This is a genomic window from Pseudomonas sp. HMSC067G02 (genome assembly GCF_001813485.1).
Lineage (GTDB): Bacteria > Pseudomonadota > Gammaproteobacteria > Pseudomonadales > Pseudomonadaceae > Pseudomonas > Pseudomonas aeruginosa.
Genome location: NZ_KV812640.1, coordinates 63,023 through 83,145, shown reverse-complemented (window position 1 = coordinate 83,145; position 20,123 = coordinate 63,023). Strand labels below are relative to the sequence as shown.

At 68.5% G+C, this 20,123-nt stretch carries 17 protein-coding genes; 2 read left to right on the top strand and 15 right to left on the bottom strand.

What is annotated here, in order from left to right; genetic code table 11:
* Positions 1-33: 33 nt before the first annotated feature.
* The 8 genes from HMPREF2914_RS07620 to ptxS form a co-directional block, all read right to left on the bottom strand.
* Positions 34-1,353, bottom strand: coding sequence for a cytochrome c (locus tag HMPREF2914_RS07620; protein WP_023091795.1), 1,320 nt, complete (start codon positions 1,351-1,353; stop codon positions 34-36).
* Positions 1,354-1,364: 11 nt separating this feature from the next.
* A complete protein-coding gene (locus HMPREF2914_RS07615; RefSeq protein ID WP_003110747.1) occupies positions 1,365-3,140 on the bottom strand; it encodes a GMC family oxidoreductase in 1,776 nt (591 codons plus the stop codon).
* A 2-nt stretch (positions 3,141-3,142) separates the two neighbouring features.
* Positions 3,143-3,859 (bottom strand): gluconate 2-dehydrogenase subunit 3 family protein, encoded by a 717-nt coding sequence (locus HMPREF2914_RS07610; RefSeq protein WP_003110746.1) that lies wholly within the window; start codon positions 3,857-3,859, stop codon positions 3,143-3,145.
* Between the two features lie 167 nt (positions 3,860-4,026).
* The gene (locus HMPREF2914_RS07605; protein ID WP_023091796.1) at positions 4,027-5,013 is read right to left on the bottom strand and encodes a 2-hydroxyacid dehydrogenase; all 987 of its coding nucleotides are present in this window, start codon (positions 5,011-5,013) and stop codon (positions 4,027-4,029) included.
* Positions 5,014-5,031: 18 nt separating this feature from the next.
* The gene (locus HMPREF2914_RS07600; protein WP_023091797.1) at positions 5,032-6,339 is read right to left on the bottom strand and encodes an MFS transporter; all 1,308 of its coding nucleotides are present in this window, start codon (positions 6,337-6,339) and stop codon (positions 5,032-5,034) included.
* Positions 6,340-6,401: 62 nt separating this feature from the next.
* Positions 6,402-7,352 carry a sugar kinase gene (locus HMPREF2914_RS07595; RefSeq protein ID WP_003110743.1) on the bottom strand — a complete coding sequence of 317 codons (951 nt, stop codon included), beginning with the start codon at positions 7,350-7,352 and terminating at the stop codon, positions 6,402-6,404.
* Positions 7,345-8,127, bottom strand: a complete 783-nt coding sequence (locus HMPREF2914_RS07590) for an apurinic/apyrimidinic endonuclease family protein (RefSeq protein WP_003110742.1) — start codon at positions 8,125-8,127, stop codon at positions 7,345-7,347. The genes HMPREF2914_RS07595 and HMPREF2914_RS07590 overlap by 8 nt, the downstream gene beginning before the upstream one ends.
* A gap of 71 nt (positions 8,128-8,198) precedes the next feature.
* Complete coding sequence (ptxS, locus tag HMPREF2914_RS07585) at positions 8,199-9,221, bottom strand: transcriptional regulator PtxS (protein WP_003089268.1); 1,023 nt, start codon at positions 9,219-9,221, stop codon at positions 8,199-8,201.
* A gap of 562 nt (positions 9,222-9,783) precedes the next feature.
* Between ptxS and ptxR the strand changes: the two genes are divergently transcribed.
* Entirely contained in the window at positions 9,784-10,722 is a 939-nt protein-coding gene (gene ptxR / locus HMPREF2914_RS07580; protein WP_003124663.1) for an HTH-type transcriptional regulator PtxR, read from the top strand.
* A 67-nt stretch (positions 10,723-10,789) separates the two neighbouring features.
* Here ptxR and pvcD read toward each other — a convergent pair whose 3' ends face one another.
* From pvcD to HMPREF2914_RS07550, 6 genes are all read right to left on the bottom strand, one after another.
* Positions 10,790-11,437 (bottom strand): paerucumarin biosynthesis heme-binding protein PvcD, encoded by a 648-nt coding sequence (gene pvcD / locus HMPREF2914_RS07575; RefSeq protein ID WP_023091798.1) that lies wholly within the window; start codon positions 11,435-11,437, stop codon positions 10,790-10,792.
* A complete protein-coding gene (gene pvcC / locus HMPREF2914_RS07570) occupies positions 11,430-12,932 on the bottom strand; it encodes a paerucumarin biosynthesis protein PvcC (RefSeq protein ID WP_003089259.1) in 1,503 nt (500 codons plus the stop codon). Before pvcC ends, pvcD begins: the two co-directional genes overlap by 8 nt.
* A gap of 51 nt (positions 12,933-12,983) precedes the next feature.
* Positions 12,984-13,859 (bottom strand): paerucumarin biosynthesis oxygenase PvcB, encoded by an 876-nt coding sequence (pvcB, locus tag HMPREF2914_RS07565; RefSeq protein ID WP_003131813.1) that lies wholly within the window; start codon positions 13,857-13,859, stop codon positions 12,984-12,986.
* A 17-nt stretch (positions 13,860-13,876) separates the two neighbouring features.
* Positions 13,877-14,863 carry a paerucumarin biosynthesis protein PvcA gene (gene pvcA / locus HMPREF2914_RS07560; RefSeq protein ID WP_023091799.1) on the bottom strand — a complete coding sequence of 329 codons (987 nt, stop codon included), beginning with the start codon at positions 14,861-14,863 and terminating at the stop codon, positions 13,877-13,879.
* A 214-nt stretch (positions 14,864-15,077) separates the two neighbouring features.
* A complete protein-coding gene (locus tag HMPREF2914_RS07555; protein WP_023091800.1) occupies positions 15,078-16,064 on the bottom strand; it encodes an asparaginase in 987 nt (328 codons plus the stop codon).
* A gap of 99 nt (positions 16,065-16,163) precedes the next feature.
* A complete protein-coding gene (locus tag HMPREF2914_RS07550; RefSeq protein ID WP_003089254.1) occupies positions 16,164-17,609 on the bottom strand; it encodes an alanine/glycine:cation symporter family protein in 1,446 nt (481 codons plus the stop codon).
* Positions 17,610-17,777: 168 nt separating this feature from the next.
* On the opposite strand from HMPREF2914_RS07550, the gene HMPREF2914_RS07545 reads away from it, so the two are divergent.
* Complete coding sequence (locus HMPREF2914_RS07545) at positions 17,778-18,596, top strand: transcriptional regulator (RefSeq protein WP_003089253.1); 819 nt, start codon at positions 17,778-17,780, stop codon at positions 18,594-18,596.
* A gap of 132 nt (positions 18,597-18,728) precedes the next feature.
* Here the strand turns inward: HMPREF2914_RS07545 and lpdA are convergent, their stop codons facing one another.
* Entirely contained in the window at positions 18,729-20,123 is a 1,395-nt protein-coding gene (gene lpdA / locus HMPREF2914_RS07540) for a dihydrolipoyl dehydrogenase (RefSeq protein WP_023091801.1), read from the bottom strand.

Sequence of the window (20,123 nt, the reverse complement as noted above, 5' to 3'; positions counted from 1 at the left end):
GGCTGGAATGGCGTTTCGCCAGAGGCCTGGCGCTCAGCCGCGATCCGCCGCGGCCGGTCCCGGCGGCGGAATGTCGCCCACCGCCGCCGCGCCGGTGTCCTTGCGCAGGCGCTTGACCTCGTCGACGCTGACGCTCGGCGCCTGGTTGCCCCAGCTGGTGCGGATGAAGTTGACCACGTCGGCGATCTCCTGGTCGTTCATCCGCCAGCCGAACGGCGGCATGGTGAAGCTCGACGGTGCCTGGTGGGTGGCCGGCAGGGTGCCGCCCTTGAGCACGATGTGCACCAGGGAGGTCGGGTCGCTGCCGGTCACCACCGGGTTGCCGGCCAGGGCCGGGAAGACCCGCGCATAGCCCTTGCCGTCGGTGCGGTGGCAGGCCCCGCAGTTGTCGACGTAGAGCGCCGCGCCGGTCTTGCTGTCGTCGCCGTGGAACAGTGCCTGGGCCACGCTCTCGTCGTAGACGTGCGGCTGGTCGGAGGGGTCCGCCGGCGGCAGCGACTTGAGGTAGCGGGCGATGGCGGTGAGGTCGGCGTCGGTCATGTACTGCATGCTGTGCACCACCACGTCGGACATGCCGCCGAACACCGCGCTGCGCTCGCTGCGGCCGGTGCGCAGGAAGCTGACCAGGTCGGCTTCGCTCCAACTGCCCAGTCCGGTCCGGTGGTCGCCGCGCAGGCTCTTGGCGATCCAGTTCTCCAGCGGCGCGCTGCCGGACAGGTAGGCCGCGCCATCGCTCGCCGCCAGGGCCTTCTCCTGCATGCCCAGCCCACGCGGGGTATGGCAGGCGCCACAGTGGCCGAGGCCTTCGACCAGGTAGGCGCCGCGCGCCAGCACCGGGTCCTGCCCGGCGGCGGCCTGGAAGTCCTTCACCTCGGGAGCGAAGGTCCAGCGCCAGAATGCCAGCGGCCAGCGCATCGACAGCGGCCAGGGGATGTCGCTGGCCTTGTTGGGCTGCTCCACCGGCTCCACGCCATGCATGAAGTAGGCGTAGAGGGCGCGCATGTCCGCTTGGCTGACTCGCGCGTAGGACGGGTAGGGCATCGCCGGGTAGAGGGTGTCGCCGGATCTGGCCACGCCGTGGCGCACGGCGCGGTCGAAGTCCTCGAAGCTGTAGTCGCCGATGCCGGTCTTGCGGTCCGGGGTGATGTTGGTCGAGTACACCGCGCCGATCGGCGTTTCCATCGGCAGGCCCCCGGCGAACGGCTTGCCGTCCCTGGCGGTGTGGCAGGCCACGCAATCGCCGGCGCGGGCCAGGTATTCACCCTGCCTGACCAGGGCCGGGTCCGGCGCTGCGGCGGCCTGGGCGATGCCGCAGGCGAGGGCGGAGAGGGCGAGGAAGGCTGTCGGTTTCATCGTTGCGCTCCTCATGCCTGCACCAGCGGACCGGGGTTCTTCAGGTATTGCTCGCGGATCGCCTTGGCCGACCAGTAGGCCAGCGCCGCCACCAGCCCAGTGGGGTTGTAGCCGGTGCCCTGGGGGAAGGCCGAGGCGCCCATGACGAAGACGTTGTGCACGTCCCAGCTCTGCAGGTAGCGGTTGAGCACGCTGGTCTTCGGATCGCTGCCCATGATCGCCCCGCCGAGCAGGTGGGTGGTCTGGTAGACCCGTGTATTGAAGTGGTCGCCGAAGTTCTTGACGCTCACCGAGATGGCCTTCGGGTTCATCGCTTCGGCGATCTTGCGCATGTGCTCGGTGACGTAGCGGCTCATGCGGATCTCGTTGTCCTTCCAGTCGAAGGTCATGCGCAGCAGTGGCTGGCCGTAGGCGTCCTTGTAGGTCGGGTCGAGGTCGAGGTAGTTGTCGCGGTAGGTCATGTTGCTGCCGTGGGCGTCCATCGACACGGTGTGCGTGTAGGCGTCCTTGACCGCCTGTTTCCAGCCGCTGCCCCAGCTCGGCGTGCCGGGCGGCACGGCGAGGCCGCCGATCGGCTTGGAGCCGGCCTGGTTGACCCACATCGGCGAGCCGCCGACGAAGCCCAGCGGTCCGTGGTCGAAGTTGTCGGCGTTGAAGTCGTCCACCGCCACGCCGCCACCGCCGGTGCCGACGAAGGGGTTGGTATGCACGTCCTTGTCGAAGAACGCCTTGATGGTGGCCATGTTCTGGTAGGCGAAGTTCTTTCCCACCACGCCCTCGCCGGTGCGCGGGTCGTAGGGCTTGCCGATGCCGGAGAGCAGCAGCAGGCGCACGTTGTGGAACTGGAAGGCGCTGATGATCACCAGCTTCGCCGGCTGCACGATCTCGCGCCCCTGGGCGTCGACGTAGGTCACGCCGGTGGCCTGCCTGCCGTCGCTGTCGAGGTTGACCTTGAGCACGTTGCAGTTGGCGCGCAGTTCGAACAGCGGGGTCTGGCGCAGCGCCGGCAGGATGTTCAGGTTCGGCGAGGCCTTGGAATACATGTAGCAAGCGTAGCCGCTGCAGAAGCCGCAGAAGTTGCACGGCCCCATCTGCACCCCGTAGGGGTTGGTCCAGGGCCCCGAAGCGTTGGCCGCCGGCAGGTCGTAGGGGTGCAGGCCGAGTTCCTCGGCGGCCTTGCGGAACAGTTGCGCGGAGTACACCTGGCGCAGCGCCGGCAGCGGGAAGTCGTCCGAGCGGTCGGCGGCGAACGGATTGCCCTTGCCGACCACCTGGCCCTTGACCGTATGCGCGGTGCCGGAGGTGCCGAAGACCTTCTCGGCGAAATCGAAGTGCGGCTCCAGCTCTTCGTAGCTGACCCCGTAGTCCTGGATGGTCATGCCTTCGGGGATGAATTTCTTGCCGTAGCGTTCCTCATAGTGACTGCGCAAGCGCAGTTCCTCGGGCATGATCCGGAAATGCACGCCGGACCAGTGCAGGCCGGCGCCACCGACGCCGTCGCCGGGAAGGAAGGCGGAGAGCTGGCGGTAGGGCAGCGCGGTATCGTTGATCCCGTGGCGGATGCTCACGGTGCTCTTGGAGAGATTCTGGAACAGCTTGCCGCGGGTGTTGTAGGTCAGCTCGTCGAGGGTGTTGGGGTAGGCACCGTCGGGATAGGTATCGCGGTTCTCGCCGCGCTCCAGCGCCACCACGTTGAGCCCGGCCTCGGTCAGCTCCTTGGCCAGGATCGCTCCGGTCCAGCCGAAGCCGACCACCACCGCGTCCACCGGTTTGAGTGTCGTCGCCATGTTCAGCCCCTCTCGCCGGAAATCGCCACCGGCGGGAAGGGATACTTCTCGCCGCGGTCGGCCCAGTCCATGAAGTCGGCGCGGGCGCCGGGGAAACCGACCAGCTTCCAGCCCACCAGGCCGCGATTGCCGCCGTGCTGCGGATCGGAGAAGAAGCCTTCGTGGGTGTTTTGCAGCAACTGGCCGAAGAGCAGCTTGGCCGGCAGGTCCTGCAGGTCGATCTGGCCGGCTTCCAGGCGTTGCAGGATGTCGTCCTGCGCCGACGGCTCCAGCTCGGCGAACGGCTTGCCCTGGTTGGCCTTGCTCCAGCGTTCCAGGGCGGCGATGCCGACCCGGTAGATGTCGCGTGGCACCAGCTTCAACTGATGGCCGAACTCCGGCGCGGCGTCGGTGACGAACGGCCCCTGCATGTACCAGAGTGCGCCGTGCCCGTAGGGGGTTTCCATCTGTCGGTCGATGAACTCCGGCACCCCGGCCTCGATGGCGCCGGGGCCGTTGTCGTCGCTGGGGATCAGTCGCGCCACCGCGGCGTTGACGAAAGCCCATTCGGTGTTGGTGAAGAAGCGAGGCTGGTAGCGTTCGCGGGGTTTGTCCTGCTCGGCGGCGGGCGTCTGCATGGCATGGCCGACGCCATAGCCGGCCAGGGTCACCGCCGGGATCACGGTCAGGGTCTTGCGCAGGAAGTCGCGGCGGCCGTTGACGGCCTTGTCATCGGGCATGGTGGGGTCCTCTCTGGATCATCACGGTTTCGTCTTTCTGATAATGATTAGCAGGCTAATTATAAGTTCATGTGTCACGTTGAAAAAACGTTTCAGCAAGGAGCCAGGCGGGCCAATACCGGCAAGTGAAGCAGAACGGCGCGCCGGGCGTCGGCCCGGCGCGGCCTTCAGGCGCCTCGCCGTCGCGCCCAGGCCGAAGGATTGACCAGGTTCAGCGGCCGCTCGCCGGCGAGGGCGGCCAGCAGGTTGTCTACCGCGCAGCGGGCCATGGCTTCGCGGGTTTCCTCGGTGGCCGAGCCGATGTGCGGGGTGGCCACCACGTTCGGCAGGCGCAGCAGCGGCGAGTCGGGAGACAGCGGCTCGCGCTCGAACACGTCGAGGCCGGCGGCGCGGATCCGCCGCTGGGCCAGGGCCTCGATCAGGGCCGCCTCGTCGATCACCCGGCCACGGGAGATGTTGATGAAGATCGCCTGCGGGCGCATCCGGGCGAACTGCGCGGCACCGATCAGGCCTTCGGTGGCGGCGGTCAGCGGCAGGGTCAGGCAGACGAAGTCGGATTCCTCGAGCAGCGCGTCGAGGGAGCGGTAGCTCGCTGCGTAACGTTCTTCGACGTGGGGCTTCGGGCTATGGCTGTGGTACAGCACGCGCATGCCGAAGCCGTGGTGCCCGCGCCGGGCCAGGGCCTCGCCGATGCGGCCCATGCCGACGATACCGAGGGTCTTGCCATGCACGTCGGTACCGAACTGGGCGGCGCCGACGCTCTTCTTCCATTCCCCGGCGCGCACCCAGCCGGCCAGTTCCACTACCCGCCGGGCTGTCGCCAGGATCAGCGCGAAGCCGGTGTCGGCGGTGGTCTCGGTGAGCACGTCGGGGGTATTGCTGAGGAGGATGCCGCGGCGGTCGAGGTAGTCGATGTCATAGTTGTCGACGCCCACCGAGACGCTGGCGATGGCTTCCAGTCGCGGTGCCAGGTCGAGCAGTCCGGCGTCCAGGCGCAGGCTGGCGCCGAGCAGGCCGTGGGCCTCGGGCAGGGCGTCGCGCAGGCGGGCCAGGCCGTCGCGGCCGGGCTCCTCGACCAGGAGCACCTCGACCCGTTCGCGCAGGCGTTCCATCAGGGGCGCGGAGAGACGTTTGTAGAGAACCACTTTCTTCATCGGATGCTCCGGAGTCGGTCAGGGGTGGGCCGGCGCCGCCCGCCGCGAGGCGTGCGCGCGAGCGGCATCGGGCTCGCGCTTGTCGGCGTGCGGGTTGAGGAACACGGTGAGCAGCACCGACAGCAGCAGCGCTCCGCTCATGAACAGATAGGAAGCCCCGGGCCCGCCGGTGATGCCGTTCAGGTAGCCGACCAGCCAGGAGCCGGAGAACGAGCCCAGCGCGCCCATGCTGTTGATCAGCGCCATGGCGCCGCCGGCGACGTTGGCCGGGAGGACTTCCGGGACGATGGCGAAGAACGGTCCGTAGGGCGCGTACATGCAGGCCCCGGCCAGCACCAGCAGGGCGTAGGACAGCCAGAAGTGCTCGCTGCCGAGGGCGTAGGAACCGTAGAAGGCGATGGACGCGATGAGCAGCGGCGGCCAGACGAAACGCTTGCGTTTCTGCAACCGGTCCGAGGCCCAGGACACCCCGAGCATGGCGATCACCGCCGCCAGGTAGGGCAGCGCCGACAGCCAGCCGGCTTCGATGATGTCGATGTTGGCGCCGTGCTTGAGGATCGACGGCAACCAGAGGACGAAGCCGTAGACGCCGATGCTCCAGCAGAAATACTGCAGCGAGAGGACGATGACCTTTGGCGAACGGAACGCCTCGCGGTAGTTCTTCACCGGCTTGATGCCCTGCTGCTCGGCGGCCAGGGCGTCTTCCAGGGCGCGTTTTTCCTCGGCGCCGAGCCAGGCGGCCTGGTGCGGGCGGTCATCCACCAGGCGCCACCAGATGAAGGCCCAGATCACCGCCGGCAGGCCTTCGATGATGAACATCCAGCGCCAGCTGAAATGCTCCACCAGGTAGCCGGAGACCACCGACATCCAGAGGATGGTCACCGGGTTGCCGAGGATCAGGAAGGTGTTCGCCCGCGAGCGCTCGGCGCGGGTGAACCAGTGGCAGAGGTAGACCAGCATCGCTGGCATCACCGCCGCCTCGACCACGCCGAGGAGGAAGCGGATGCCGATCAGCAGGTAGACGTTGGCGACCATCCCGGTCAGGGTGGCCAGCCCGCCCCAGAGGATCAGGCTGACGAAGATCAGCTTCTTGACGCTGCGCTTTTCCGCGTAGATCGCCCCCGGCACCTGGAAGAAGAAGTAACCGAGGAAGAACAGCGCGCCCAGCAGCGAGGACAGCCCAGGGGTGATCCGCAGGTCGTCGGCCATCCCGGAGGCGGCGGCGAAGCCGTAGTTGGCGCGGTCCAGGTAGGCCAGGCTGTAGGTGACGAAAACGATCGGCATGATGTACCACCAGCGGCTGCTGGCGAGGCGAGGCATGGTCATGGTCGGGTATCTCCTGAGCTTGTCTTGTTCTTGTCGCAACAGGTGCCGCGTGGGCGGCGGGTTCAGGCGCTCTTGCGGCGCTCGCGGTCGAGCAGTTGGCTGCGTTTCGGCAGCCCCTCCATGTCGCCGCGGACCTGTACCGCGCGGCTGCCGATCCAGTTGCCGCGCGCCACCGCGTCGGGCAGCGGCAGGCCTTCCAGCAGCGCGCTGACCACCCCGACCGCGAAGCCGTCGCCGGCGCCCACGGTGTCCACCACGGTCGCCACCGGCACGCCGGGGACCAGCCCTTCGCCGTGGGCATCGCGATAGTAGGCGCCGCTCGGGCCGAGCTTGATCGCCACCGCGTCGACGCCCATGTCCAGGTAGAACGCGGCGATATCCGCGGGTTCCTGCCAGCCGCTGAGCAGGCGGCCTTCCTCCAGGCCCGGCAGGACCCAGTGGGCATGCGCGGCGAGGGCGTTGATCTCGGCGATCATGCGGCGCTCGCTGGGCCACAGCGAGGGCCGCAGGTTGGGATCGAAGGACAGGCTGGCGCCCTTGCCGCGCATGCGCCGCATCAGTTCGTGGGACAGTTCGCAGGCACTCGCCGAGAGTGCCGGCGGAATGCCGGTGGCGTGCAGGTGGCGGGCGCCGAGCATTTCTTCGCGGATATGGGCGAGGCCCAGCCGGCTGGCCGCCGAGCCGCGGCGGAAGTACTCGACCCGCGGGTCGGCGCCATCGACCTCGCGGGACTTCATCTGGAACCCGGTGGGCGCTTGCGCGTCGACCTCGACGAAGCGGCAGTCGAGACCCTCGCGGGTCAGGCTGTCGAGTACGAAACGGCCGAGCGAGTCGTCGCCGACCCGGCTCAGCCAGGCCACCGCGAAGCCGAGGCGGGCGAGGCCGATGGCGACGTTGCTGTCGGCGCCGGCGATGCGCTTGCCGAACTGCTCGACACGGTCCAGTTCGCCGGGCTGTTCAGCGACGAACATGGCCATGGTCTCGCCGAAGCAGAGGATCTCGAAGTCAGCCATGCTGGCGTTCCTCCTGGGGATGGCCGAGGCGGGCGAGGGCGGCGATGTGCCGGCGGCTGAGACTGAGCAGGTCGTCGCCCTGCAGCGGGTATTCGATGGCCCGCGCCACGCCTTCCGGAAAATGCTGCAACAGACGCTGCCAGTACTGCAGGTCGGCGGCCGACGGCGGCACCGCGACCAGCTTGCCGTCGCGGTTGCGGATCACCGCCTTGCAGTGCACGTAGCCGACGTAGCGGCCCAGGCGCAGGGCGGCATCGTCCACCGCCTGCTCCTGCCAGCGCCAGTTGCCGATGTCGAAGGTCATCGCCAGGTCCAGTTGCTGGCGCTCGGCGAGGCGGAAGAAGCGTTCCAGCACCTCGATCCGGCCACCCTGGGGCGTCTGGTCGTTCTCCACCAGCAGTTGCAAGCCGTGGCGCGCCAGGCGCCGGGCGAGGGCGGCGAGGTCGGGCTGTTCCGGCAGATGACCGAGCGAGACCTTGAGCCAGCCGGCCCCGCAAGCTTCGGCGCGGCGCAGGGTCGGCTCCAGCTCGGGGTTCAACTGGCCGTCTTCGCGCCACAGCTCGAGGGGTGAGGAGAACACGCACTCCAGCCCCTGCAACTGGATGGCGGCGGTCAGCGCTTCGGTATCCGGCGGGCCGGCGAAGAGTTCCTCGCGCAGTTCCACGCGTTGCGCGCCGGCCATCCCCAGCAGGGGCAGGAAGCTGGCCTGGCCGCGACTGCGAACGAGGTCCGCGCCGTAGCTGGAAAGACTGATGGAGACAGGGTGAAGGGACATTGGCGATCCTCTGAAACCGGTTTCATTTCAGGCCGTGCGAAAGCCGCCGGCAACGCGCCGGCGGCAGGCCGCTAGCCGCGTGGATGGGTCGAGCCGCGAACGATCAGTTGCGCCGGGAAGGTCACCCGGCGCGCCGGCTCGCGGTCGCCTTCGAGTCGCGCCAGAAGGCGCTCGAAGGCGGTGCGGCCGATTTCGTCGGTGGGTTGGGCGAGGGCGGTGATGCCGCTGCCCACCAGCGGGTACCAGTCGAGTTCGTCCAGGGCCAGCAGGCCGACCTCGTCGAACAGCCGGCAGCCGAGGTCGCGCAGTTGGCGGGTGGCGCAGAGGGTGGCGACGCCGTTGCAGGTGAACAGCGCCTTCGGCCCGGGGCCGCTGGCCGAAAGGAAGGCGCGCAGGCCGTCGCGGAAGAAGTCGTCGGTCTGCAGGACCTGACCCTTGAGCGCCGGTCGCCGGCCGATGGAGGCATTGAAGGCCTGGACCCGCTCGATCCGCGAGCTGGTGCCGTCGAGCGGTTCGGTGACCAGCAGGATGTCGCGGAAGCCGCGTTGTTGAAGGTGGTCCAGGGCCTGTTCGACGGCGTCGGCGTTGTCCAGGCCGACCAGGTCGGTATCCAGCTCGGCCAACTGGCGGTCCACCAGCACCATCGGCAGTTCGCGGTGCAGGGCGCGCAGTTCGCCGGGATGGTGGCCGAGGGTGTTCACGATCAGTCCTTCGACGTTGTAGGACTGCAGGGCGGCCAGGTGATGACGTTCCTGCTCGTCGTCGCGGTCGGTATTGCACACCACCAGGCTGTAGCCGTGTTCGCGGCAGGCGGTTTCCACGCCATGCATGACGGCCACGGAGTAGGGGTTGAGGATGTCCGCCACCAGCATTCCGATCAACCGTGTGCGCCCGCGCTTGAGGCCTCGGGCCATCTGGTTGGGGCGGTAGTCGAGCTGGTCGATGGCGCGCTCGATGCGCCGGGCGGTGGCATCGGCGAGCAACTGGCGGTCGCCGCCGATATAGCGCGACACGCTGGCCTTGGAGACGCCGGCGGCCTCGGCCACCTGGTTGATGGTGACGCGGCCACGGCTGGGCAGTACTGAACCATTCACGGACCTGGTACCTCTTGGTGCTGTTCTTATTGGTGTGTCCGGCTGGTCTTCGCCAGCGGATGCCAGGAGCTGAAACCGGTTTCAGAAAATACCAGAAGGCCGATGCCCGTCAACGGAAAAAAACGCCTACCGAGGGTCGGCCAGGCATGACAGCCAGAAGGCTGTTCATGAAAAACGAATAATCGTTTCGCATGATGGCTTTCGATTATTAATGTCGAATGGGATGAATGTGCCGTATCTCCATAAATAAAAAGGAAGTTTGTCCAATACTTGAGAAACTACTTTAAGAGTGGTTTGTCGGTAGAAAGCGATCAATCAGGCGGGGCTCGCTGACATGAAAGCACCCGGCCGACCGTCTGAAGCAGTTCTCACTTATCGGAAAACGAAGGTGGCGCGCTGAAACTTATGCGCGCCTGGCGGTCTTTAACGACGACCTGACCGCCCGGTCGCGTCATCACGCTCACCGATCGTTGCGGGTCCTGTCGAATGCCGCCGTTCCGTCGCAGCAGGATTTTTTCGACAAGACCCGTCCGGACCCACTTCCCGGCTAAGGAATGACAGGATGAGCGCCGCCCTGGAGCGATTGAATCATCTGAACCTGAATCACTTGTATGCCTTCGTCGCCGTCGCCGAACACAACAGCTTCACCGCCGCGGCGGAGGCCCTGGGCTTGTCGAAATCGCTACTCAGCGAGCAGTTGCGACGCCTGGAGGCCGACCTCGGGATCCAGTTGCTGACCCGTACCACCCGTCGCATGACCCTTACCGATCGCGGCGAACTGCTGTTCGGCGTGGCCCAGCGCATGCTCGGCGAGCTGGACGGCGCGCTCTCCGATGTGCGCGACCTGCAGGGCGAGCCCAGCGGCCGGTTGCGCATCACCGCGCCGCAGGATTTCGTCAAATGGCACATCAGCAGCGTTTCCGCGGCGTTCATCCGGCAGTTTCCCAAGGTCCAGGTGGAAATGCTGGCCGACGACCAGTTCAGCGATCTGGTCGGCCAGCGCATCGACCTCGCGGTGCGTATCGGCTGGCCGCGCGATTCCGGCCTGCATGCCAGCAAGCTGTGCGACTTCCAGCAGGTTGCCGTGGCGACGCCGGGATACCTCGCCGGCTTGTCGCCGGTGCTCCAGCCGCACGACCTGGCGCGCTGCGAATGGATCGGCCATACCCGCCTGAGCACGCCCTGGACCTGGACCTTCGAACGCCAGCGCGAGCGCGCCACGGTGCAGACCCGAGGGCGCCTGCTGGCGAACAACACCCTGGCGGTGTACCGCCTGGTGCTCGACGGTGCCGGCGTCAGCGTGCTGCCGAGCTTCCTGGTCGCCCGCGAGATCGCCCGCGGACGGCTGGTCCGGCTGCTGCCCGGCTGGCACCTGCCGCAGGGCGGCATCTACGCCCTATATCCCTCGGCGCGCTACATGCCGGTGCGGGTCAGGGCGTTCATCGAGTCGCTGCGCGAGCATCTCGGTCGCGAGCCGTTCCGCCTGGCGCAGGGCGAATGACGCCATAGGCGTTATCCGCCGCCGACGTCACGGATAGGCGGCGGATAACCGCGAGCGGTTATTCGCCCTACGGCCCCAGGCTGCCCAGGTAGCCGGCGAGCGCCTGGATGTCGCTATCCTCCAGGCCGCCGGCGACCGCGCGCATGGTCGCGCTGTTGCCGCGCTTGCCGTCGCGGAAGCCGTGCAACTGGGTTGCCAGGTATTCCGCCCATTGCCCGGCCAGGCGCGGTGCCTTCAGCGCCGCCAGGCCCTGGGCGGCGGGCCCGTGGCAGGTGACGCAGGGCGGTACGCCGCGCTGCGCCAGGCCGCCCTCGAAGAGCTGGCGGCCGCGTTCGCGTTGCGCCGGGTCGGCCAGGGTCTGCTCGCCGGCACTCATGCGCTGGGCGGCGAACCAGGCGGAGACGTTGACCACGTCCGCCGCGCTCAGCTCCTCGCCGCGACCGTTGGTGGCCGGGTTGCGCCGGCGCTGGGTCTTGAGGTCGTAGATCTGCTTGTACAGGTATTCCCGGTCGAGCCCGGCGAGCTTCGGGTAGCTGCGGTTCGGTCGTGGCCCGCCGTTGCCGTCGTCGTCGTGGCAGCGCGAGCACATCTTCTGCGCCATCGCCTTGCCGCGCGCCAGGTCGGCGGGCGCGTCCGGGCCCGGCACGGCGGCGGCCAGCGGCAGGGAAAGCAGGGCCGAGAGGCAGCCGGCCAGCCAGCGTTTGCGCTCAGTCATGCTGCCAGGGCCCCCGCAGCCAGCCGTGGATGTCGTAGTCGGCCATGCAGCGCTGGACCATCGCCTCGCAGTAGGCCAGGTGCCCGCGACGGCTGGCCCAGGCCAGCGAGTCGAGGCGGATCTGCTCGGCATTGCCGGAATAATGGCTCTCATAGACCGCGTGGCGCGCGCCGAACTCGCTGCCGGTGGCGTCCCAGATCAGCTTGAACAGCTTCAGGCGCTGCTCCGGCTCCAGCTCGGCACCGCGGTAGTAGCTGTCCACCAGCCGCCGCGCCTCGCCGTCGCGCAGGTCGGCGGCGCCCGAGACGGTGACCAGCGGGGCGCCGCCGAGGGCGCTTTCCAGCAACTCGCGGACACGCTTCCAGATCTGCGGCACCTGGATGCGCAGGGCATTGGCGTACTCCAGGCGCGGCACCGCCGACCCGGCGGCGTTGCGCTCCGGGTCGCGGGCCATGGCGGTGGTCAGCGCCTGCAGCAGGTGCTGCAGGGCGATCAGCTCGCCGAGGGCCGCCTGTATCCCGCGGAAGCCCTGGGTGCCATTGGCGCGCACGCCGAGGGAAAGCAGGCCGATCATCAGTTCCAGCTTCACCCCGAGGCGGATGCCGGACTGGAAGTTGTACAGGTTGGCGAAGCCCGACTCGGCATAGAAGCCGGTGGCGCGGCGCAGGTCGCGGTAGACCAGGACGTCCTCCCAGGGAATCAGCGCCTTGTCGAACAGCAGCACGCTGTCGTTCTCGTCGAAACGACTGGACAGCGGGTAGTCGAAGGGGCTGCTCGCGCGCTCCTCGTAGGATGGCCGGCACATCAGGCGCAGGCCGGGGTTGTCCATGCGGGCGAAGAACACAACGGCGAAGTCCTCGGCCTTGCCGGCCTCCATCTGCGCCGAGGCGACCGGGGCGACGAAGGTGGCGTTGGTGATGGCGCTGCCGGTGGCGAGCATCTTCGCCCCGCTGACGACGATGCCCTGGTCGGTCTCGCGTTCGACGTGGACGAACACGTCGCGCATCTCGTGGATCGCCTTGCTGCGGTCCAGCGGCGGATTGATGATCGCGTGGTTGAGGAACAGCCCGCGGTCGGCGAAGGCGCGGTGCCAGGCGCAGGCGTTCTGCCGGTAGTCGCCGTAGAAGCCGGCGCCGGCCTCCAGCCCGGACATGAACGCCGCCTTGTAGTCCGGGGTACGCCCCATGAAGCCGTAGGTCATGCGCGACCAGCAGCCGATCGCCTCGCGCGCGCCGAGCAGGTCCTCGGCGTTCTGCGCGGGGGTGAAGAAGCGGTGGCTGCGGCGGCCCTGGGCATCGACCCGGGTGAGGACGTCGCGCTGCTCGCCGTGGAGGCCGTCGTAGAGCCCGGCGATGCTGCGGCAGGCGTTGCGGAACGCCCTGTGCCGGGTGACGTCGGCGACCCGTTCGCCGTTGAGGTAGACCTGGCGACCGTCGCGCAGGCTGTCGAGATAGTCGGCGCCGGTCATCAGCGCGTTGGGGACGGAATGGCTCATGCTGGTTCCTTGTCGGGACGCCGGCCGTGGCGCGCACGGCCGGCGGGGCGGTCAGTCGCGCTGCAGGTGCGGGTTGCGCAGCGCCGGCTCGGCGTGGATATGCACCCGCCGCAGGTGGCGCGGCGCGCGGTGGGCGAAGGCCTCGCGACCGTGCAACAGGGTCAGGTTGTCGGCGATCACCAGGTCGTCGCTGCGCCAGCGGTGGGCGTAGTGCGCCTGTGGGTGGTACAGGCAGCGGCGCAGGCTGGCGAGCAGTTCACCGCGCTGTTCCGGGGCGATGCCGTCGTAGTGGAACTCGGAGGGGTTGATGAAGCTGGCGTCGCCCTCGACCGGCGGTTCGCAGAAACGCAGGATGGGGAATTCGCGGCGCGGGTGGCGCTCGACTATCGGCGCCGCCGAGCGGCTGCTGTAGTGCGCCGCGCTGCGCTGGTACCGGCCGCTGGCGCGGCGCCAGAGTTCCAGCTCGCTACTGTCGGCCAGTTGCAGCGCCGCCGGGGTCGAGCTGAAGGTGGTGCGGCCGCCGTCGCTGTCGCCGGGCGCGTCGACACAGTGGAACAGCTGGAATTCCGGCACCGTCTCCAGGTACATGCCGTCCCAGTGCAGCGGCACGTAGTTGTTGGCGAAGATGTGGTCCTCGGCGCCTTCCTGTTCCACCAGCTCGAGCACCGCGCCGAACGGCCACAGCATCACTTCGCCGAAGTCGTGGCAGTAGCGGGTCAGGCTCTCGGCGTCGGCGAAGGCGGCGAAGCCGCGCAGGAGCAGCAGGTGGTGGCTGCGCGCCAGGCCCTTGAGCCACTGCGCCGGCAGCTCGCCGACGTGCATGCCGGGGCGGCCGGGCTCCAGCAGCAGGCCGAAGCGCGGCTGGTTGCCCTGTTCGTCGCGCAGCGGCGAGAGACGTACCGGTTGATCGCTGAGATAGGCGTTCATCGTCTGGCTCCTCGGGCTCAGGCCACGGCGGCGCGCCGGGCGGCCCTGGCCGGCAGGCGGTAGTGACTGGGCTGGCCGTTGATCTGCACCAGTTCGCCGCCGAGTTCCAGCACCTCGCTGCGCTTCATCAGCACGAAGCGGTCCTCGGTGTTCACCGCCACGCCGTGCCAGGGCGTCAGCCAGTCGTCGCGGGTCGGCATCATGTGGATGCCGAACTTCAGGCTGTCCGCCGGCTGCGGATGGATGGACAGACGGATCGCGCGGGGGAACTGGTCGGCCAGCAGCGCGCCCCAGGCCCAGCTGCGCTGGATCACCCCGTAGGCGCGCTCCTTGGCGTCGCGTTGCAGGGCGGTCTTCGAGCCCTGGTAGTCGGGGGTCAGGCCGTCCTCGTAGAGGAAGCGGGTGATGGCGCGGTACAGCAGCAGGCCTTCTTCGCTGGCCAGCAGGGTCTCGCGGATGCTTTCCAGCGGCTCGGCGTAGCCGTCGATCAGCAACTGGCGGAGCTGCTCGTGGTTGTCGCGCTGGGCCTCGAAGGCGCGTACGTCCTCCAGGTTGAACACGCCGATATGGGTGGCGCCGATCTCCTCGATCATCAGGCGCAAGGCATCCTGGTAGGCGCTGATGTGCGCATCGCCGATCCTCACCAGGTCGCCGAACACCCGGCCGTCGGAGCAGACGGTGATCTTCGCGCCCGGCGCATAGAACAGCTGGATGCGCTGGCACAGGTGGTTGAGGAACGACAGCGACAGGCGCTCGGCCATGTCCGGACGGCTGTCGAGGACCTTGCCGGGGTTCGGCGACTTGGCCGGAAACGCCGGCAGGACGAACTCGATGGGCTCGCCGGCTTCGATGAAGGCGGCGATGCGCGGCAACTGGACCTGTTCGATGCGGCGGACCTCGTCCGCTTCGCTGGCGCCCTGGCGATGCTCGGGGTAACGGCGGCGATAGAGCAGCAGTTCTTTCAATACGCGTGCGGGAAGGGTGTCTTCGGCGATGGCGTACATGCAGGTGTTTCCTCCTTGTGGGCGGATGCCGGCGGGGCCGGCAGCGGAAGGCGACATCCTGTGGACTCGCCGCCGGGGGATAAACCGGGGAAGGCCGGAAACACTGTTCGCTGAAGCTTGACGATGGGCGCCGGGCACGGGCGCGCCGCGGGCGTTGTCGCGTATCGCGGGGAGGGCGGAAGGAAGCGGCCGCCGGCGGGCGGCCGCAGGGCGGTCAGTCGGCGTTCTCGCCGCACAGGTCGAGGGCGAACCAGCGTTGCGCTTCGTCGCGTCCGAGGCCGGCGCCGAGCAGGCCGAAGAGCTTGCCCAGGGCCGCCTCGCGGGTCATTCCGCCAGCCGAGAGCAGGCCGGCGTCGCGCAGGCGGCTGCCGGCGGCGTAGACGCCGAACTCGACCTGGCCATAGGCGCACTGGCTGACCGCGGCGAGCAGCACGCCGCGGGCGTGGGCTTCACGCAGGGTCGCCAGCAACTCCTCGTCGTCGGACGGGCCGGTGCCGCTGCCATAGCATTCCAGCAGCAGCGCTTCCACGCCGCTGTCGAGCAGTCCGCGCAGGTGCGCGGCGCGCAGCCCTGGATAGAGCGGCAGCACGGCGAGGTTCACTTCCCGGCGCGGCTGGCGGTAGCCGAGCGCCGCGGGCACCGGCGCATGCTCGGCGTGGCGCGGTCGCGGCAGTTCGGCGAAGGCGTCGAACGCATCGCTGCGCAGCTTGCTGACCCGCGCGCCGTGCAGCAGGGCATCGTTGAAATAGACCTGTACGCCGCGCGCGTGGCCCTCCTGGAGGACGCGCAGGGCGCCGACCAGGTTGTCCCAGGCATCGCTGCCCGGTGCGCCGGCCGGCAGCATGGAGCCGGTCAGTAGCACCGGGATCGGCAGGTCGAGGAGCAGGAAGGACAGCGCCGCGGCGCTGTAGGCCAGGGTGTCGGTGCCGTGCAGGAGCAGCACGCCGTCGTGGCCGGCGTCGAGCGCGGCGACGATGGCGTCGCGCATCGCCAGCCAGTTGCCCTGGGTCATGTTGGCGCTGTCCAGCGGCGGTTGCAGTTCGGCGAAGCGCCAGCGCAGGTCCGGGGCGTCGCCGAGGCTTTGCAGGTGGTCGCGCATGCGCGCTTCGAAGCCGCTGGCCGGGGCCAGGCCCTGCGGGGTCCGCAACATGCCGATGGTGCCGCCGGTGTAGAGCACGAAGAGGTTCTTGACTGGGAGCATCCGTAATCCTTGTGTCGGGCCTTTTCGCGACGGACGTGCGAAGAGGGGACGCCATTGTGGCGCAGGCGCCGCTCCAGGGGGAGGGCGCCTGCGCGAAACTCAGCGAGTGCCGCTCGGCAGCGGCTCGGCGTCCGCCTGCGCCGGGGGCTCGGCGTGCTGGCCGGCGGGCCAGGCTTCGCGGTCCAGGTCGAGGTCGGCGAACTGCGCCGAGTCGAACACCGGCTGCTTGATCCCGGCGCGGCGCTGCACGTCGTAGTCGCGCATCACCCGCAGGCCGACCTTGAACAGCAGGGCCAGGGCCATCAGGTTGACGAAGGCCAGGCAGGTCATGGTGATGTCGGCGAAGGCGAACACGGTGGACAGGTCCTGCACCGAGCCCCAGACCACTAGGGCCAGCACCAGCGCGCGGTAGCCGATCAGCACCAGGCGGTTGCGGCTGAGGAACTGCAGGCTGTTCTCGCCCAGGTAGAAGTTGTAGAGGATGCAGGTGAAGACGAACAGCGACAGGGCCACGCTGACGAACACCCGGCCCCAGTCGCCGACCACCGCGGCCAGGGAGTTCTGGGTGAGGACGATGCCGTCGCCTTCGAAGCCCGGGGTGTAGAAGCCCGAGAGCAGGATCAGCAGGGCGGTGCAGGTGCAGATCACGAAGGTGTCGAGGAACACGCTGAAGGCCTGGACCACGCCCTGCGCCGCCGGATGGCGCACGGCGGCGACCGCGGCGACGTTCGGCGCGCTGCCCAGGCCGGCCTCGTTGGCGAAGACGCCGCGCTTGACGCCCATCACGATGGCGCTGCCGAGCAGGCCGCCGAACGCCGGGTCGAGGCCGAAGGCGCTCTTGACGATGGTTTCCAGCATTGCCGGGACGTGCTCGATCTGGCTGGCGATGACGTACAGGGTGACACCGATGTAGGCCAGGGTCTTGATCGGCACCAGCAGGTCGGAGACCGCGGCGATGCGCTTGATGCCGCCGATGAAGACCACGCCGAGCAGCACCGCCAGGGCGATCCCGGTGTGCTGCGGGGCGAAGCCGAAGGCGTTCTGCAGCGAATGGGTGACGGTGTAGGACTGCAGGCCGTTGAAGGCGAAGCCGTAGGTCACCAGCAGGAGTACCGCGAAGACCACCGCCATCGAGCGCAGCTTCAGGCCGTGCTGGATGTAGTAGGACGGGCCGCCGCGATACAGGCCGTCGCCGTCGCTGCGCTTGTAGACCTGGGCCAGGGTGCATTCGAAGAAGCTGCTGGACATGCCGACCAGCGCGGTGACCCACATCCAGAACACCGCCCCCGGACCGCCGAGGGTCACGGCGATGCCGACCCCGGCGATGTTGCCGGCGCCGACCCGGCCGGCGAGGCTCAGCATCAGGGCCTGGAAGGAACTGAGCTGGCCGGCCTGGCCGCGCAGTGATTCCCTGAACACGCCGAACATGTGGCCGAAGTGGCGGAACTGGACGAAGCGCGAACGGATCGTGAAGTAGGCGCCCAGGCCGACGATCAGGACGATGAGGACTTTTCCGGAAAGGAAATCGTTGAGCATTTCAAGCATGGAGGTCTACCTCGGTTCTTATTCTGGTACCGGCGTGCGCTGCGGCAGCGCCTTGGTGCGCGGCGCATGGTTGGCCATGACGCACCCGGTTACAATTTCGCGGGTTGCTCCTGCTTGATGCGACCTGATGCTAGAATCGCGTCCATAGCATCACTTTCGGAGCCGCCGATGTCCGAGCACCTGGGCGCCAATCTCAAGCTGCTTTGCAGCCATTACCGCTCGATTTCCGAGGTTTGCCGGCAATTGGCGATCAATCGCGCACAGTTCAACAAGTACCTCAGCGGCCAGAGCCAGCCGACGCCGTACAACCGCAAGCGGATCGGCGACTTCTTCGGCGTCGAGGACTACGAGCTGGGCTTGCCGCCCGAGCAGTTCGCCCGCCTGATCGGCGCCCGTGCCAGCGCCCAGCCGCGCCAGTCCAGCAACGACCCGCTGTTGCGGCTGCTGCAACCGCTGCGCGCCGAGGCCGGCGACCTGGGCCGCTACTGCGGCTACTACTTCGAATATGCCAACTGCATGTCGGTGCCAGGCAGCATCCTGCTCTCCCTGGTGCATCTCTACGAGGAGGACGGCGTGTTCCTCTTCGAGCGCCAGGAACGCCAGGAGCGCACCAGCAGTACCGACGTGCAGGCAGAGGAGTGGGCGCGTTGCCGTTATCTCGGCGCGGCCTTCCAGTTGCAGGACCGGGTGTTCCTGATCGACTACGAGTCGCTGACCCTCAACGAGATGAGCCAGACCATCCTCATTCCCAGTTTCAAGAGCCGTATCACCCGCCTGAACGGCCTGAAGATGGGCGTTTCCAGCGGTGACCGGCGGACCCCGGCATGCAGCCGGGTGGTCTGGGAGTACCTCGGTGCGGAAATCAACCGGATCAACGCCTACCGCCAGGTGCGCCTGTACCGCCCGGACGATCCGCGGATCGACGAGGATATTCGCCAGCGCCTGGCGGCGGGGAGCTTGCGGCATGGGTTGCTGGAGACGGAGTGAGGGGCGGGGGATCGCGCAGGGCGGTGAGACCTGCTGACGACCCGGTTCGCGGCCACGAAAAAAGCCCCCTTGCCCGACGGGCAAGGGGGTAATGTGCGCCGGTGGTTGGCCGGCTACCGAGGTTCGTGGGAGTCAGATGTGCAGGGCGTGTCCCAGCGCGCGCAGGGCGGCTTCCTGGACCGCTTCGCCGAGGGTCGGATGGGCGTGGATGGTGCCGGCGATGTCTTCCAGGCGGGCGCCCATCTCCAGCGACTGGGCGAAGGCCGTGGACAGTTCCGAGACCGCCTTGCCCACCGCCTGCCAGCCGACGACCAGGTGGTTGTCGCGACGCGCCACCACGCGGACGAAGCCTTCGTTGGCCTCCAGGGTCATGGCGCGGCCGTTGGCGGCGAACGGGAAGCTCGCCACCAGGCAGTCCAGGCCGGCATCCTTCGCCTGCTCCGGGGACAACCCGGCGACCACCACTTCCGGATCGGTGAAGCACACCGCGGGGATCGCCACCGGGGCGAACTGGCGACGCTTGCCGGCGATCAGCTCGGCGACCATCTCGCCCTGGGCCATGGCCCGGTGCGCGAGCATCGGCTCGCCGGCGAGATCGCCGATGGCCCAGACATTGCGCATCGAGGTGCGGCACTGGTCGTCGACCTTCACCGCCCGGCCGTTCATGTCCAGGCCCAGGCTTTCCAGGTTCCAGCCTTCGCTGCGCGGCTTGCGGCCGACCGCCACCAGTACCTGGTCGGCGACGATCTCGCGCTCCTCGCCGGCGCCGTCGCGGACCCGCACGCCGTTCTCGCTCGGGCCCAGCAGGCTCTGCCCGAGGTACAGCTCGACGCCCAGCTTGCGCAAGGCCTGGGCCACCGGCTTGGTCAGTTCTTCGTCGTAGCCCGGCAGGATGCGCGGTTGTGCTTCCACCACCCCCACCTCGACGCCGAGCTTGCGGTAGGCGGTGCCCAGCTCCAGGCCGATGTAGCCGCCGCCGACCACCACCAGGCGCTTGGGCAGGCTGCCGGGCGCCAGCGCCTCGGTGGAGGAGATCACCTTGCCGCCCAGCGGCAGGATCGGTAGCTCGACGCTCTGCGAGCCGGCGGCCAGCAGCAGGTGCTCGCACTCGATGCGCTGGCTGCCGCCGCCGGCGAGTTCGACCGCCACGCTTTTGCCGTCGAGGATCCTCGCCCAGCCCTGGACGACATCGACCCCGTGTTTCTTCAGCAGCGCGGCGACGCCGCTGGTGAGGCGGTCGACGATGGCGTCCTTCCATTCCACGGTGCGGGCGATGTCGATGCTCGGCGCCTGTACCTGGATGCCCAGCGCCGACCGGCCGGCATAGTGGCGGGCCTTGAGGTATTCCTCGGCGGCGTGGATCAGCGCCTTCGACGGGATGCAGCCGACGTTCAGGCAGGTGCCGCCGAGGGCGGCGCCCTCCACCAGTACGGTGGGAATGCCCAGTTGCCCGGCACGGATCGCCGCGACGTAGCCGCCGGGACCGCCGCCGACGATCAGCAGGGAAGTCTTCAGGATCTGGCTCAT

Coding starts and splice junctions, on each gene's coding strand:
- HMPREF2914_RS07620 (WP_023091795.1), bottom strand. CDS start 1,353: ATGAAACCGACAGCCTTCCTCGCCCTCTCCGCCCTCGCCTGCGGCATC.
- HMPREF2914_RS07615 (WP_003110747.1), bottom strand. CDS start 3,140: ATGGCGACGACACTCAAACCGGTGGACGCGGTGGTGGTCGGCTTCGGC.
- HMPREF2914_RS07610 (WP_003110746.1), bottom strand. CDS start 3,859: ATGCCCGATGACAAGGCCGTCAACGGCCGCCGCGACTTCCTGCGCAAG.
- HMPREF2914_RS07605 (WP_023091796.1), bottom strand. CDS start 5,013: ATGAAGAAAGTGGTTCTCTACAAACGTCTCTCCGCGCCCCTGATGGAA.
- HMPREF2914_RS07600 (WP_023091797.1), bottom strand. CDS start 6,339: ATGACCATGCCTCGCCTCGCCAGCAGCCGCTGGTGGTACATCATGCCG.
- HMPREF2914_RS07595 (WP_003110743.1), bottom strand. CDS start 7,352: ATGGCTGACTTCGAGATCCTCTGCTTCGGCGAGACCATGGCCATGTTC.
- HMPREF2914_RS07590 (WP_003110742.1), bottom strand. CDS start 8,127: ATGTCCCTTCACCCTGTCTCCATCAGTCTTTCCAGCTACGGCGCGGAC.
- ptxR (WP_003124663.1), top strand. CDS start 9,784: ATGAGCGCCGCCCTGGAGCGATTGAATCATCTGAACCTGAATCACTTG.
- pvcD (WP_023091798.1), bottom strand. CDS start 11,437: ATGACTGAGCGCAAACGCTGGCTGGCCGGCTGCCTCTCGGCCCTGCTT.
- pvcC (WP_003089259.1), bottom strand. CDS start 12,932: ATGAGCCATTCCGTCCCCAACGCGCTGATGACCGGCGCCGACTATCTC.
- pvcB (WP_003131813.1), bottom strand. CDS start 13,859: ATGAACGCCTATCTCAGCGATCAACCGGTACGTCTCTCGCCGCTGCGC.
- pvcA (WP_023091799.1), bottom strand. CDS start 14,863: ATGTACGCCATCGCCGAAGACACCCTTCCCGCACGCGTATTGAAAGAA.
- HMPREF2914_RS07555 (WP_023091800.1), bottom strand. CDS start 16,064: ATGCTCCCAGTCAAGAACCTCTTCGTGCTCTACACCGGCGGCACCATC.
- HMPREF2914_RS07550 (WP_003089254.1), bottom strand. CDS start 17,609: ATGCTTGAAATGCTCAACGATTTCCTTTCCGGAAAAGTCCTCATCGTC.
- HMPREF2914_RS07545 (WP_003089253.1), top strand. CDS start 17,778: ATGTCCGAGCACCTGGGCGCCAATCTCAAGCTGCTTTGCAGCCATTAC.
- lpdA (WP_023091801.1), bottom strand. CDS start 20,123: ATGAGCCAGATCCTGAAGACTTCCCTGCTGATCGTCGGCGGCGGTCCC.